Genomic DNA, 13,934 nt, shown 5'->3' with positions numbered 1-13,934 from the left:
GAAAGACTATTTCCAATCCTCAACTCTTTTCTCAGGGAAAACTAAGAAGCGGCGGGCAAGAAAGTTGAGAAGAACGACGATTGCGGAGGCGGAAAGCTTGGCTCCAATTACCCCGACATCCAAAGCCATCAATCCGCGAGTAATGAGAAGATCGATCAGGGCTATACCGCTGACGGAAAGGTAGTACACCAGTTGCTCCATCCATGATTTCCAGCGGATGTTCTTCTTGAACAACAAGTGGATACACAGCCAATAGTTGAAGGCTGCAGCTCCATAAAAGGCCAAAATAGCCGAGATATTCACTGAAAAGATAGAAAAGAGCGACAGAAACAATATCAGGTTGAAGATCGCCGCAGTACCGCCGATAAAGAGGTAAACCAGGAACTGCATGGGCAGCGGAGACCTGTGTGCGCCGTAGTGAAGAATACAGTAAAGCGCTCTTAATCCATCTTTCCAATTAATTTTTTTGCCTTCGGCATAGGTCCGGCCATGGTAGGAGATGGGCATTTCATAAACACGGCAGCGCATTTCGCCGACCTTGGCGACGATTTCCGGCTCAAAACCGAACCGGTTCTCCTGGATTTCCACGGATTGAATGATTTCCCGACGAAAGAGCTTGTAACAGGTCTCCATGTCCGTCAGGCCGAGATCGCTGAACATGTTGGAGAGGAAGGTCAGCACCCGATTCATCTGGCTGTGCCAGAAGTAGAGCACCCGCCGTTCACCAGAATACAGGTATCGCGAACCGAAAACCACGTCGGCTCTGCCCTCCACGAGAGGGCAGATCAGCCTTCGGAAATCTTGCGGATCATACTCCAGATCGGCATCCTGAACCCCTACGAATTCCCCTGTGGCGTGAGCGAAGCCGGTTCGCAAGGCGGCACCTTTGCCTTGGTTTTTGTCATGCCGGAGTATCCGGATGTTCGTGAACCGTCGAGCAAGCTCCTGGGCAACCTGCACGCTATTATCTTGGGAGCAATCATCGACGATGATCAACTCCAATGAGAGCATTTCGTCGGCAATGGCCTGGACCCGCTCGATGCAATGCTCCAGGGTCCGTTCTTCGTTGAAACAGGGAATGACAAGAGTCAGGGTGGTTGGCCTCGATATGTTTGGGTGCATGGTTTACCTGGTTTGGTTGATAAAATTGGTCAAGTCCGTAGTTGAATGAAGGATGGTTCAATTTATTTACGGATGAATTTGCCAAAATACCTTTTGTCTCGAAAAGCATTGCCGAGTCACGGCGCGATGGGTACCACGCGCCACCCATCGGCATGAGTGAACTCTCGAGCCGTGAATACCCAGATCACCAGCTTCTTGTCCTGCCAGTAGTTCGGATTGCGCTGGGCCCGGCGAAAGAGATTGATCCGGGCCGGGGTGGCCCCGGAACCGCGTACGGCGATCAGGTCCACGGGCAAGCCGAGTTCCAGGGCCAGTTGATCGGCCAGCCCGGCGCCCCGTGCGTGCATGTCTCCGCCGGCCTGGAAGACTATATTGTGGCTATCGCCGAGTAGGATCACCGGGCTGGTTTGCTCCGGTTCAACGGGCTGAAGGCCCGAGGACGTCTCCCGCCCCACCTGTCGCAGGTTTACGATCTCCCGCTCCAGGTCCGGCCTGCTCGACGCACTCCACAGATCACCGCTGATTTGCACGTCTTGCCATCGCTGACCAAACTGCTGAGCAGTGACCTCAGCGTACCAAGGCATTTCCCGGACAAGATATCCAATTTCCCGTGCAGCGACGACGCAGCCCAAGCCGGACCAGTGGGTATCCTGGCGGCAGTAGAGCGGGCCCCGATCGGCAAACCGTTCTTCGAGAAAAATATTGGTCAAGTCAAGCACCGTTAGACCATAATTCCGCAAAAAATCATAAAATTCCTGGTGCGCCGGGTCCAGCCGCGTCAGGGTATCTTGCGTCGCCAAGCGTTCCGCCAGGGCTTGGGAAGCGAAATCCGGATAGATCATGGCCTTGGGAGGAACAGGAACCAAAAGCAGCTCAACCCCGACGGCCTGGAGCTGGGCGTGAAAATCCAGAATGGCCGGCAATGGGTCGGCGAATTCCGGATTGGCCGCTCGGCTGACTTCGGCGGCCCGGTCGTCCCAGAACGGCCCAGATGCGATATGATCCAGTTCCTGATCGAAGAACAGCCAGCCATCCAGCCCCTGAACGGCCATGGTGCCTTGTTCGCGAGCCTCGCCAGCCAGTCTGGCCGATTCGGAAAAAAGGATCGCTGACGAATCTTCCGCCCGGACCGGCGGCGCGGCGGCGAGCAAGACAAAAAAGCTGACCACGGCTGTCAGAAGTCGCCAGGAATAACGAGTCTCAAAAAGATGTTGCGTTGCGATCGGATTATTTCCGGCCCGCTTTCCTTCAGTCCACCATCCACTCTTCACTGTCCACAATTTCATCATTCCAAAAATTCTCCCCAGGTCGGTTCTTCCAACTGCAAGGCGAAATCATTCAGTTCGCTGCGATTGATCCCGTCGTAGGCATCGGCCACGTCCGCCCAGGCCCTGAGCCGGATGGTCACTTCGTCTCCGGCCCGCAGGCGGGCCGCGCGGGTCCACACATTGTCCCGCATGCCCCAGGTATAGACCACGGCCTGGGGATCGACAAGCAAGACCCCGTCGTGCTCCAGGTCCACCAGGTGCAGGCTGAGGACGTGGTCGGCGTAGGGCACGCTGCCGGGACGGGGGACTGGGGACGCGGCGGCGACCACGGCCCGGACCTCCAGGGGTTGGTCGGGTTCTGGCTGGAAAAAAAGCGAGGGCAAGGGCTCGCCCAGCTCCAGATCGATCAGCTTCCAGTCCCCCACGGCCAGTTCCCGGGCCGCGAACTGGTGGATCACCACCCGCTTGCCCTTCAGGCGATCCCGGCCCCGGGCCAGTTCCCGGGCCAGAATCTCCCGCGTGGCAAAGGCCCCGTGGTCGTTGCGGGCGATACGGTCCACGGGACGTTGCAGGACCAGGCTGAGATGTTCGGCCAGTCCGGCTGCTTCTCCCCAACCCATGGGCTCCAGGGAGAAAATATTGGTGAAGCTGTCGCCCAGCAGCAAAACATCGGCCGCAGGATCAGGCCGCCAGAAGTCGTCCCGGGCATCCAGGACTTGTTCCAACGTGACGGTTTCCGGAGGAAACAGCGGACTGCCCTGGGGCAGCTCCAGCATGTTGGCGATGTCGCCGGTATGGGCGACCTCGGTGGCTCTGGTTCGGAAACCGGTCGGAGCCCTCGAGGGCATCAGATCGTGTTGAAGCAGAAAATCGCCCAGCTCCCGGGCCACGTGGTGCATGCCTTCGGGCCGCCAGTGGGTGTCCGTGGCAAGGTACTGAGGTTGTCCGGTCTCGGCCTTGGCCCGCATCAGGCCCGGAAGCGGATCGAAAACCAGGATTCCGGCCCGGTCCAGGTCACTGATAAAATCGGAATAGGATGGATTGTTCAGGGACTCGGTGCCGTCCAGCCCCCTGGCGAACATCTCCGGATGGACCGTGGGCTTCACCGGGGTGGGCATGACCACCAGTTCGATGTTCCGTGCCCGCAACTGCCGGTGCAGGTCCACCAGGGCCTTGCGCGGATACGGTTGCGGCGCGGGCTGCCATTCGTTGCCCGAGGCCGCTCGCCGGGCCAGTTGCCGGGGCTCCAGAAAGCCGGGGCCGGTGAGGTAGTCCAGGCCGGGCCGGTAGAAGAGCCATCCGTCCCGGCCCACGTAGGCCTGTTCGTTGCCCACGCCCAGGCGGGTCAGCAGAGTCTGCATGCCGGGGCGGACCAGTTGCCCCAGAATGGAGGCGTCCTCCAGGTCGTCCTCGAACGCGCCCATCTCGCGCAGCAGCAGCCGGTTGGCGGCCAGAACCCGTGAGAAAAAGGGCTGGTCGGACGTGCGGAAGACATCCAGGGCCTCGGGCACGGCTCGGAAAATCTCCAGGGACTGGGGCAGCCAGGTGGATCGTTCCCCGCGCAGAGCGGCCCGCAGGTCATGGACATGCTGGCTCGCGGTCACCAGGCCGATGAGCAGAAGCAGGGCCAGGGTCAGCAGCCAGGCCGTGGTCCGGGATATCCGGGTCACGCCCGCCTGTTCCCGGGCGGTCTGTTCTCGCGAGCGTTGCAGGTCAAAGTCGGCCATGGCTAGAAAATGAAATAGATGAACGGGTTATAGGCCTGGGTCGCCAGCACGGCCACGGAGAGCAGCAATAGGGCCACGATGGCCCACGCCTTGGCCGGAGTGATGGTTCTGGTCCAATCCCAGGTCTGGGGACAGGACCAGGTGACCACCGCGGCCAGCAGGAACGTGCCCAGGTAGTAGGGCTGGTAGATCAGGCCGTTGAGCAGTCCGGCACCCGCGACTGCTTCTGGTCCGGCCTGGACCAGGCCGAACATGGTTCCCAGGTAAGTCAGGGCCGAGGGCAGGTCGGCGGATCGGAAAAAGACCCAGGTGATCAAGATCAGCACAAAGGTGAACGCGATTTGTATCCCGCCAGGCAGGCGATTGTAGAAGCTGGCCTTGCCCCGGATCCGCTCCAAGCCCAGCAGCAGGCCGTGCAGCGCGCCCCAGATCACGAAGGTCCAGGCCGCGCCGTGCCACAACCCGCCCAGGAGCATGACCAGGGCCAGGTTGATGGCCGTGCGCCGGGGGCCTTTGCGGTTGCCGCCCAGGGGTATGTACAGATAGTCCCGCAGCCAGGTGGACAGGGAAATATGCCAGCGCCGCCAGAATTCCGTGATGGACTTGGACAGGTATGGGGAATCGAAGTTTTTGGGAAAAACAAAGCCCAGCATCAGCCCCAGGCCGATGGCCATGTCCGAGTAGGCGCTGAAGTCGAAGTAGATCTGAAAGGCGTAGGCCGCGGCCCCGTACCAGGCCTGGACCGTGGTTATGGTCGCGGCGTCGAAAATGGTGTCCGCCACCTTGCCGCAGGGGTTGGCCAGAAGGATCTTCTTGGCCAGCCCCAGGCTGATGAAGGCCACGCCTCGGGCAAACTTCTCCATGGTGTGGGCGCGGTGCAGAAGCTGATCCGCCACCTCCCGGAAGCGGATGATCGGCCCGGCCACCAGTTGCGGGAACATGGACACGTAGCAGGCGAAGTCGATGAAGTTGCGCAGAGCCTTGGCCTGGCCGCGATACACATCGATGGAGTAACTCATGGACTGGAAGGTGTAGAAGCTGATCCCCAGCGGCAGGGTGATCCGCAGGGCCGTGTCCAGTTGCAGCCCGTGCAGCCCCAGCCAGCCCAGGAGCAGGTCGTAGTTCTCCACGGTGAAGTTGAAATACTTGAAAAAGCCCAGCAGGGACAGGTTGGTCAGGATGGACACGGCCAGGGCGATTTTTTGGCCGCGAGAGCGTGCGTCTTTCGGATCCAACTCCTGTATGGGACGCGGATCGAAAAAGGGCCGCCGTCCGGCCATGATCAAGCCGCAGAAATAGTCCACCACCGTGGAGGCCAGCAGGATCAGGACGAACAGCGGATTGGACCAGCCGTAGAAGGCGTAGCTGAGAACCGTCAGCCCAAGATGCTTGCCCCTCCGGGGCAGCAGATAATAGGCGAACAGGGCCAGCGGCAGAAAATAGAACAGGAAAATATGGGAGCTGAAGACCATGATGCCCGCAGTGAAGAAGACGTTGCGATTGGGTTGCGCGGGAAGCGCGGTAAGGCAAGATTTTCAGGCTATCAGGAGTGTTCAGGGTGATCAAGACCGCAGAGAGGCGAGAGGATATGGGCCTGCGATGTTGCGGTCTTCACCCATGCGGACTAAAACCATCGACACAATGTCCCTTTCAGAGAATTATCAGCCACATCCCCACCTTGTTTGGACCTTATTTCTTGGAGCTCGTCGGCTCCCTGACCCAGCGGTAGTTCCATGAGCTGTCACGATACCCAGAACCAGGCCGACGCGCACTGCCTGCGGGAAAGGTTGGAGCAGACCCTGGAACTGTACAGGCAGAATCTATCCGTCTTTCACAAGTTCAAGCTCTGCGCCTCTCAAATTCAGGCCATAACCTCCCTGGATCAGCTTCCCGAACTTCTGGCCACGTTGCGCGACAGCCTCAAATTGCGGGACATCCATCTCGTCCTGGATCAGGAACAGTACGCCGGTTTTCTCCCCGATTCCATCCCCACCCGACCCCAGCTTTCTCTTCGACGGGTGCTCAGGGAGATGGGCCTGACAGAGTCCTTCAGGCATCCGCTGCTCGGCTCAGTCGCGGACATCGCGATCCAGGCTCCGGTTGCCCGGGAATTGTTCCAAACAGCACGCGGCCAGCGGGATTGTCTCGGCTCGGTATGCGTCTTTCCACTCTGGGACAAGTATCACCCGGGCAACCTGATCGGCTTCCTGACCCTGAGAGACGACGATCCCCTGCGCTACAATGAAGGAATGGCCACCGATTTTATCGAATTCTTCGCCGACATGTTCTCCTGGTCCCTGGTCACGCTCCGGGAACATGAAAAACTCCAACGGGAATCCACACTGGATCACCTCACCGGCTGCCACAACCGGACCTACCTGATGAAACACGCGCCGCGAATCCTGGAGTTCGCGCATCGCAAAAAAATGCCGGTCGCGCTGCTGTTCATCGATCTGGACGGGTTCAAAAAAGTCAACGACACCTTGGGCCATACTTGCGGGGACCAACTCCTGGTCGCTTTGGCGCGTACGATCCAAAGCATCATTCGCGACTACGACATCTTTGTCCGCCTGGGAGGCGACGAATTTCTGCTTTTACTTCCAGGAATGGACAGGGAAGCGGCCCAAAGAGCCGCGACCCGTATTCAAGACGCCCTGCGCACCCTTCCCGTCTCTCGGGTCTGCTCGGTCACCACGCAACTCGGGATCACGGCCTCCATCGGCTTGGCCATGTATCGCCCCGGAGAAACCCTCCAGCAGTTCATCCAGCGGGCGGACACGAACATGTATAGCGCCAAGCCTTCAGTTGACGGACGGACACGGACTTCCGAATCAGCAAGCTGATATCGTTGGGGGAAACACAAATTTTTCTCTGCCACGGGCATGCCTTTTGCTTCGATACCGCGCACGGCAACTATTTCCCATGGAGAGAGTCATGCGCATAGACGGTTATCAGAATTTTTTGCGGGCAGTGGAGTTTGAGAGACAGCCGGTTGTCCGGGAAACTCAGGCAACAGACTGGTTTCAGGGCGTTTCATCTTCCGCCGGGGGCGACACCGTGAGCATTTCGTCGGCGGCCAGGGAGGCCCAGCAAGCCGCGCAGTCCGAAGACCACGGCGATAATGACGCCGTGGAAGCCTTCAGGAAGTACATGCACAAAGCCAGGGGCGGGGTCGATTCTTCGTCCAGCGACCCGCTGGAGGCGCTGAAGGAACGGCTGAAGGAGCTGGAGAGCAAACTGTCCGCCGTCGCCGCCAGTCAGAGCATGCCTGAGGAGACGAAAAACAGCATGATTCAGGCAATTCAGGCGGAAATCGGTCAGATTACCTCTCAAATCGCCGAGCTTCAGGCACAAGCCTCGGAGAAAACATGATTGTCATTTTTTTTGATGAGTGACGCTTCCTCGCAGATTTGACTTAACCGAGGCTTGAAATTAGGGGCTCAGGATTTGCTGCGGGATCAAGTCCGCTGTGACGGCTGGGTATGTTTCGATGCATTTCCGGCCGCGTGCGACGACCCGTCTGCCGAGTTGCAGCTCGGAGCGAGAGTTGATCTCCTTCCGGTCGCCTCCTGTTCACCCTCAACCAAATCGAGGTGGTTTCCATGGTCAAAAAAGTAGTGCTATTCGCATTTGTCTCGCTGTTCGTCTTCAGCGGCGCTTACGCGATGAACCTTTCCTCATCGGATATGGAGCGGTTCATCAAGACGACCAAAGCGCTGACTCCATATTTCGACGATCTTGATGACGACCATGACGACGATGAAGATGACATGATCATTTTGAATGTCGAGAAATTCAAACAAATGGTGCTCGATGCTATGTCCGGCAATTCCGAGATGCGGAACATCGTCCGGGGGAACGGATATCCTTCCGTGGAATCCTATGCGGAACAATACGCGCACATCATGCGAGCTTACATGGCCTCCTCCGGAATGGGTCATTTTGCCGAGCTTGAGAGATCAATGGCATCCATGAGCCCGGAAAAACGACAGGCATTCGAAAACTCCCCCGTGTTCCAGATGGTCTCGGAGACAAAAAGGCAGCTTGCATCCGTCCCTGAATCGCATATTCAAGCCATAACTCCGTACATGACGCAATTGCACGAGGTGTTTGGGCATGACGATGACGATGAGGATTTCTAGACGTCTCTGGCATAAAACCAACAAGCCGATGCACGTGCCAACCGTGCATGTATTGCTTCATATAAAGTAACTATTCAGCTCGTCCGCGACAATTCGGACTGGATTCCGGCGAAGGCCGGAATCCAGGTCTTTTCCGCGGCATTCAAGAGATCGCTCTTTTGAGCACCAACATTTGCTGAACAGTTACCATATAAAAAAGGAAACACCATGCATCATATTCTACTGAAATGCGTCATCAGCCTTGCCGCTCTTACGCTGATGGCAGCCACGGCTTATGGGCAGGCCGAGTTTGAACGTGGCTCCACGGTTATTTTTGAAGACAACCTGAGACACGAAAAGATCGGAGAGTTCCCCTCACAGTGGCGACTGGTCAGAGGAAGCGCGGAAGTGGCCAGGCACGAAGGGGAAAACGTCCTTTCGCTCCTGGTGACCAGGACGGAAGTCGCCCCGCTGATGCGGGAAAAAAGTTACTTGCCCCAGGCCTTCACCATTGAGTTCGATTATCTGATGAACGATCTCAGGCAGCATGCCTACGAAATCACGTTCTTCAACGACAACGGCCGAAAATCCGGCTCACTGCGAATTACCGGGGAGCGGTTCATGCTGAACTCATCGCGAGGCGGCGCCGTCTCCGAAGGAAACACTTCCGAAAGCAGAGACGGATTTCAGCCGGGATGGAGACGACTGGCTCTCTCGTTCAATCAGCATGAACTGCGTGCCTTCAGCAACGGTGTTCGGGTTTTGAACGTGCCCCGCTTCGAAGAGGAACTGCGCAGCTTCCTGATCCATGGAGGGCGTCCCAATAATGCCAGACCCAATTCGGACGCGTTCATCAGAAACGTGATCGTGGCCGAAGGCGGGATGCCGCTTTACGAAAGAGTCATGTCGGAAGGGAGTTTTTCAACCACGGAAATCCAGTTCGACGTGAACAAGGCCGACATCAAGCCGGAATCAGCGGGGATCATCGACCAGGTCTTTCAGCTCATGCGGGATCACCAGGACCTCCGCTTCTCGGTGGAAGGCCATACGGACTCCGATGGAGACGCCGAACTCAATCAGCGTCTTTCTCAGCAGCGAGCTGAAAGCGTCGTACGTGCGCTGACCGAGAAGGGAATCAGTCCGGATCGTTTGACGGCAAAAGGGTGGGGCGCTTCCAAGCCCGTGGCCGACAATGCCACCGAGGAAGGAAAAGCCCAGAACAGGCGGGTTGAGTTCGTTCGGCTATAGACGATAAGCGTACGTTTTTTTGAAGCCCGATCAGATCTTCGGGCGTTTTGAGGCACGTCTCGCGGGACGGCCTCAAAGCGCCCGAAGCCAAAGTGCCGCTGAGCATCCCTCAGGACCGCCGTCTTCCGGCCCCGACACACTGTCGGGCCTCGTCAACTCTCTCCAGAACATAGGCTTCGAGAACCGGATCCGGCTCTTCCACGTCGAAGCAATAGCCGTCCTCACCAAGCAGCCCCAGGGGCACGAGGTTGCCGCGCTCTTCCGGGTCGCTGACCGTGTCCGCGTAAAAGCAGACCGAGAGCCAACGCCCGTCCACGTCTTCGACCACGTCCACCAGACAGAACAACTCCTTCGGAACAGCGCCCTTATCCGGACCCGAGACCTTTGCCCGCAGACTGACGCTCACTCCGTCTCGCTCCACGAACTCCATCTCGGTTTCAGGGCCGTGCAACGCTTCCAGCAAGCGCGCGAAAAAAGGACGGACCTGCTTTGGGTCCGCCTGCCATCGCGTCAGATAGGCGTGGACGGTTTCCAGCATATGTTTTCTCCTTGTGGTCGAAGTGAATATTGATGGCAGCGAAGGGCGTTCGCCGTGAACGGCGCTGGATACTGACTCAATTCGGTACGCCGTTCAAGAGTGAGGTCATTGCCGCCAGGACTAACCTGCCAATCGCGAGACTGGCGTTGGAACGACGTGTGAACAGCGGAAGGGGGCGGTTCCGGCAGGGGCGGCCTCTTTTTTCTTTTGGAAGAATGTGGCAGGATTTGAATCACATGCCAGTAGTTGATCGCGGCGAGGGCCCTCGCCGAGCGGCTTCAATCAGAACATCAACGAGAAGAACGTCAAGGAGCGACAAACATGCAGGATGCGCGAGGACTCTACTATTACCCGGTGCCGGGCAACAAGAAGGAGCGGATGTACGTCCGCGAACGGGTCGGAAACGTGGAGTTTCGGTTGTGGAACCAGGAGCGGCCCAAGGTGTGGGAGCAGCATGACTGGCTGCCGTATGAGGTCGTGGAGCAGGCCGCGGCCCGGTACTCGGGCAAGGGGGAGTCCCCGTTGACCCTGTACGACCTGGACATCGCTCTGGCCCTGGTTCGTGAGGAGCGATTGAAGAAGGCTCAGGCCGTGAACGCTCCGTCCTCATAGATTACGCGGCTGCCGCCGTCCGCCAGGGTGGCGGTGACCCGTTTTTGCTCCGTGTTCACCAGGTCCCAGTGCTGGTTGGACTCGTTGAAGCCCAACTCCCGGCGCAGCGCATGCACGAAGTCCGCCGGGCTTCCGGCAAAGGCGTCCGGATGGCAGGAGCCCAGGGCGATATGGCAATTGCCTTCCGGGCCGCCGACATTCTCATCGAACAGGGTGTTGGCCATATATTCCGGAATCCGGGAGTGCTCCCGGCTGGTCAGTGAAAACTCGCCGACCCGCCAAGCCCCGTCGTCCAGGGCCAGAAAACGCCGCAGCCGATCCGCGCCGCTTCGGGCCTTGACGCTGATTACCCGGCCTGCCTGGAACGCCAGGCGAACGCCCTCCACGGGAGTTCCGCCGACATAGACCACCTGGTCGGACTGAAACACGCCCTCGGTGAACCGACAATCCGGGGACGTATAGACTTCATAGCTGGGCATGTTTCGTCCGGTCAGCCCCAGCCAGAGCCGGTGCTCCCCCAGGCGCAGACGCAGATCCACCCGGGCTGACTGGACATGCAGCCGCCGGATGGACAGTCCGTTCAACCATTCCAGAACCGTCCCCTGCTGCCGCGCGAACCGCTTCCAGTCCCGCACCGGGTCATCGCTGCCCAGCATGCAGGCTTTGCGCACCCGGATCGCGTACTCCTGAAGCGTCAGCCCCGCGGCGTCGGCCAGGGCCTGGGTGGGGTACACGGCCACGGTCCGCCCGATTTGTCCGCCAAGTTCTCGGAAATAGAGCACTTCCCGGAGCGGGTCCCGGGCTGAATCCCGTCGGACCTGAATTTCCGGGGTCACGGCTTCCAGGTGGGTCAGACTCTCTGGCGCCAGAATCCGGATCAGGCCGTTCACCCCGCCCCGGCGCTCCCGTTCTCCGGGGGCGACCATGTTCAGCCGCTTGTTGTTCGCCAGGCGCAGGTAGCTGAGCTCCATGGCCGGGGTGGCCCGCTGATGCTGCACCGGGACCAGGCCGCGCTCCAGAATGCGGGTGTAGAGCACTTCGACCAGCTCCCTGGCCAAGCCGTCGTATTCGATGAGCACGGTTTCCGAATTCTTCAGCGGCCTGCCCCGGGAGCGCTCCACGGCCCAAAGCAGTACGTCGGCGTAGCGCTCCAGTTCCTCGTGGCGAAACAGTCGCTCCGAAGCGTCCTCTCCATTTTCTTGCCCGAAGTTCGTTGGATTTTTCTCTTGCATGCCGGTGAGTATAAGCGCTTTGCTCTTCGTCGCAAGGCCGCGGCCCGCCTGTTTGCCCCGCCCCGCCTTCCGGAGTAATGAAAACGCAGCGGACGGCGGCGACTTCCCCCGAATCCGTTTCGATTTTTAACCTTTCCAGATCACGGGAGATGCAAGCATGAGCAACCGACAATCCTGGCGCATTCACCCTATCGTCGTGGGCAGTAAGGTTTTTGACCAGGGCATGATGACCTATCAGCACGCCCACGGCCGACCGTACACCATCCCGATCTACGTCTGGTATCTGGAGCCGGTGGACGATCCGTCCCAGCCAACGGTCCTGGTGGACACCGGAGAAATGAGCCCGGTCCAGTCCGCGGACCGGGAGCAGGCCATCGGCGGGAAAATCCATACCTTCGAGGAAGGGCTGGCCCTGTACGGGCTGAAGCCGGAGGACGTGGACGTGGTCATTCACACCCATCTGCACAACGACCACTGTGAAAACGACTTCAAGTGCGCCAACGCCGTATTCTACGCCCACGCCAAGGAACTGGAGCGCATCCACGACCCCCATCCCCTGGACTTTCGCTACAACGAGGAATTCATCGAGGACATGGAGGATGCCGACAGGTTCCGGGTCGTCACCGAAGACCGGGAAATCCTGCCCGGCATTTCCGTGATCCACACCCCGGCTCACACCGAAGGCGGCCTGACCGTGCTGGTGGACACCCCCTCCGGACGGGCGGCCATCACCGGGTTTTGCGTCATCGACGAAAACCTGAATCCGCCCCAGTCCGTGAAGGCCATGGAAATGGAGGTCATCCCGCCCGGCACGAACATCAATCCCTGCCTGGCCTACGACCAGATGGTCCGGGTCAAGGGCCTGGCCGACATCCTCCTGCCCCTGCACGAACCCAAATTCGCCGGGATGTCCACGATTCCGTGACCTCTCCCTCGCCCATTTCCACGTTCATCCAGGGCATTGAACATGCCCAGCGGCTGCCAGCCAACTGCCTGGTCCACCATGAAGTGCTGCCGGAGCGGCCCGGGCGGTTCGCGCCGTTGCCCCCGGACTTGCCGGAGGGCTTTCCGGAATGCCTGGCTTCCCTGGGCATCACCAGTCTTTACGCCCATCAGGCCGAGGCCGTGGGCCGGATCCGGGCCGGGCGGGACGTGGTGGCGGCCACGCCCACGGCCAGCGGCAAGAGCCTGATCTACAACCTGCCGGTGCTGGAGGCCCTGTACCGCGACCCTTCGGCCCGGGCATTGTACCTGTTTCCGCTCAAGGCCCTGGCCCAGGATCAGCTCGTCGGGTTGCGGGAGATGGTCGGCGGCTGGCCCCGGGAACGCCGGCCATCCGTGGCCGTGTACGACGGGGACACGGACAACCAGGACCGCGCCCGGATCCGCCGGGAACCACCCCGCATCCTGATTACCAACCCGGATATGCTTCACCTGGGCCTGTTGGCCCACCATCATCTCTGGCGGGAGCTGTTCCGGAACCTGCGTTTCGTGGTCATTGACGAGGTCCACGTCTACCGAGGGGTGATGGGTTCGCACATGGCCTGGGTGTTTCGCCGCCTGGAGCGGATCTGTGCTCATTACGGAACCAAGCCGACCTATGTCTGCTGCTCCGCCACCATCCACAACCCCGTGGAGCTGACCCGTGAACTGACCGGACGGGACGCGGAGCTGATCGCCGATAGTTCCGCGCCCCAGGGTCGCAAGCACGTGCTTTTTCTGGACGCGGCCGAGGGGCCGTCCCGGACCGCCCTGACGCTCCTGGAGCAGGCTTTGATCGAGGGCTTGCGGACAATAGTTTACACGGGATCGCGGAAAATGACCGAGCTTCTGGGCATCTGGTCGGCCCAGCGGCTGAAGGAATTTCGGGATCGGATCGGCGTGTACCGGGCCGGGTTCCTGCCTAAGGAGCGCCGCCGGATCGAGGCGGACTTGGCTTCGGGTCGGATTCTGGCGGTGATTTCCACCAGTGCTCTGGAGTTAGGCATCGACATCGGGGATCTGGATCTGTGCCTGCTGGTGGGCTACCCCGGCTCGATCATGGCCACCTGGCAGCGGGCCGGGCG

Annotated in this window: 13 protein-coding genes; 7 read left to right on the top strand and 6 right to left on the bottom strand. The window is 59.7% G+C overall.

Going from position 1 to position 13,934, the window contains the following annotated elements:
• Positions 1-6: 6 nt before the first annotated feature.
• The 4 genes from C6366_RS09195 to C6366_RS09180 all read right to left on the bottom strand — a co-directional run bounded on the left by C6366_RS09195 (position 7) and on the right by C6366_RS09180 (position 5,589).
• Positions 7-1,122 carry a bifunctional glycosyltransferase family 2/GtrA family protein gene (locus C6366_RS09195; RefSeq protein WP_107737263.1) on the bottom strand — a complete coding sequence of 372 codons (1,116 nt, stop codon included), beginning with the start codon at positions 1,120-1,122 and terminating at the stop codon, positions 7-9.
• A 116-nt stretch (positions 1,123-1,238) separates the two neighbouring features.
• The gene (locus C6366_RS09190) at positions 1,239-2,291 is read right to left on the bottom strand and encodes a hypothetical protein (protein WP_158269712.1); all 1,053 of its coding nucleotides are present in this window, start codon (positions 2,289-2,291) and stop codon (positions 1,239-1,241) included.
• A 116-nt stretch (positions 2,292-2,407) separates the two neighbouring features.
• Complete coding sequence (locus C6366_RS09185; protein WP_107737259.1) at positions 2,408-4,117, bottom strand: hypothetical protein; 1,710 nt, start codon at positions 4,115-4,117, stop codon at positions 2,408-2,410.
• Positions 4,118-4,119: 2 nt separating this feature from the next.
• Positions 4,120-5,589 (bottom strand): MBOAT family protein, encoded by a 1,470-nt coding sequence (locus C6366_RS09180; protein WP_107737257.1) that lies wholly within the window; start codon positions 5,587-5,589, stop codon positions 4,120-4,122.
• A gap of 261 nt (positions 5,590-5,850) precedes the next feature.
• Between C6366_RS09180 and C6366_RS09175 the strand changes: the two genes are divergently transcribed.
• From C6366_RS09175 to C6366_RS09160, 4 genes are all read left to right on the top strand, one after another.
• Entirely contained in the window at positions 5,851-6,960 is a 1,110-nt protein-coding gene (locus C6366_RS09175; protein ID WP_107737255.1) for a diguanylate cyclase, read from the top strand.
• Between the two features lie 91 nt (positions 6,961-7,051).
• Complete coding sequence (locus C6366_RS09170; RefSeq protein ID WP_158269711.1) at positions 7,052-7,489, top strand: FlxA-like family protein; 438 nt, start codon at positions 7,052-7,054, stop codon at positions 7,487-7,489.
• Positions 7,490-7,719: 230 nt separating this feature from the next.
• Positions 7,720-8,259 carry a hypothetical protein gene (locus C6366_RS09165; RefSeq protein WP_107737251.1) on the top strand — a complete coding sequence of 180 codons (540 nt, stop codon included), beginning with the start codon at positions 7,720-7,722 and terminating at the stop codon, positions 8,257-8,259.
• Positions 8,260-8,466: 207 nt separating this feature from the next.
• Complete coding sequence (locus C6366_RS09160) at positions 8,467-9,486, top strand: OmpA family protein (protein ID WP_107737249.1); 1,020 nt, start codon at positions 8,467-8,469, stop codon at positions 9,484-9,486.
• A gap of 109 nt (positions 9,487-9,595) precedes the next feature.
• Here C6366_RS09160 and C6366_RS09155 read toward each other — a convergent pair whose 3' ends face one another.
• Positions 9,596-10,024, bottom strand: coding sequence for a hypothetical protein (locus tag C6366_RS09155; protein WP_107737247.1), 429 nt, complete (start codon positions 10,022-10,024; stop codon positions 9,596-9,598).
• Positions 10,025-10,345: 321 nt separating this feature from the next.
• Between C6366_RS09155 and C6366_RS09150 the strand changes: the two genes are divergently transcribed.
• Positions 10,346-10,636: a hypothetical protein gene (locus C6366_RS09150; protein ID WP_107737245.1), complete on the top strand. Its 291-nt coding sequence runs from the start codon at positions 10,346-10,348 to the stop codon at positions 10,634-10,636.
• On the opposite strand, the gene C6366_RS09145 is transcribed toward C6366_RS09150, so the two are convergent.
• Positions 10,609-11,868 (bottom strand): aminopeptidase, encoded by a 1,260-nt coding sequence (locus C6366_RS09145; RefSeq protein ID WP_107737243.1) that lies wholly within the window; start codon positions 11,866-11,868, stop codon positions 10,609-10,611. The genes C6366_RS09150 and C6366_RS09145 overlap by 28 nt on opposite strands.
• Positions 11,869-12,025: 157 nt before the next feature.
• On the opposite strand from C6366_RS09145, the gene C6366_RS09140 reads away from it, so the two are divergent.
• On the top strand, positions 12,026-12,793 hold the full coding sequence (locus C6366_RS09140; protein WP_107737241.1) for an N-acyl homoserine lactonase family protein: 768 nt from the start codon (positions 12,026-12,028) through the stop codon (positions 12,791-12,793).
• Positions 12,790-13,934, top strand: a 1,145-nt coding sequence (locus tag C6366_RS09135; RefSeq protein ID WP_233248445.1) for a DEAD/DEAH box helicase, incomplete at its 3' end; no start/stop codon positions are given. The genes C6366_RS09140 and C6366_RS09135, both read left to right, overlap by 4 nt.

It is taken from the genome of Desulfonatronum sp. SC1, from assembly GCF_003046795.1.
Taxonomy (GTDB): Bacteria; Desulfobacterota; Desulfovibrionia; order Desulfovibrionales; family Desulfonatronaceae; genus Desulfonatronum.
This window is presented reverse-complemented; position numbering and strand designations above follow the sequence as displayed.

Excerpts from the sequence above, each read along its gene's own strand:
- C6366_RS09175 (WP_107737255.1), top strand. The coding sequence starts at position 5,851 with ATGAGCTGTCACGATACCCAGAACCAGGCCGACGCGCACTGCCTGCGG.
- C6366_RS09195 (WP_107737263.1), bottom strand. The coding sequence starts at position 1,122 with ATGCACCCAAACATATCGAGGCCAACCACCCTGACTCTTGTCATTCCC.
- C6366_RS09170 (WP_158269711.1), top strand. The coding sequence starts at position 7,052 with ATGCGCATAGACGGTTATCAGAATTTTTTGCGGGCAGTGGAGTTTGAG.
- C6366_RS09150 (WP_107737245.1), top strand. The coding sequence starts at position 10,346 with ATGCAGGATGCGCGAGGACTCTACTATTACCCGGTGCCGGGCAACAAG.
- C6366_RS09140 (WP_107737241.1), top strand. The coding sequence starts at position 12,026 with ATGAGCAACCGACAATCCTGGCGCATTCACCCTATCGTCGTGGGCAGT.
- C6366_RS09185 (WP_107737259.1), bottom strand. The coding sequence starts at position 4,117 with ATGGCCGACTTTGACCTGCAACGCTCGCGAGAACAGACCGCCCGGGAA.
- C6366_RS09180 (WP_107737257.1), bottom strand. The coding sequence starts at position 5,589 with ATGGTCTTCAGCTCCCATATTTTCCTGTTCTATTTTCTGCCGCTGGCC.
- C6366_RS09165 (WP_107737251.1), top strand. The coding sequence starts at position 7,720 with ATGGTCAAAAAAGTAGTGCTATTCGCATTTGTCTCGCTGTTCGTCTTC.
- C6366_RS09160 (WP_107737249.1), top strand. The coding sequence starts at position 8,467 with ATGCATCATATTCTACTGAAATGCGTCATCAGCCTTGCCGCTCTTACG.
- C6366_RS09145 (WP_107737243.1), bottom strand. The coding sequence starts at position 11,868 with ATGCAAGAGAAAAATCCAACGAACTTCGGGCAAGAAAATGGAGAGGAC.
- C6366_RS09155 (WP_107737247.1), bottom strand. The coding sequence starts at position 10,024 with ATGCTGGAAACCGTCCACGCCTATCTGACGCGATGGCAGGCGGACCCA.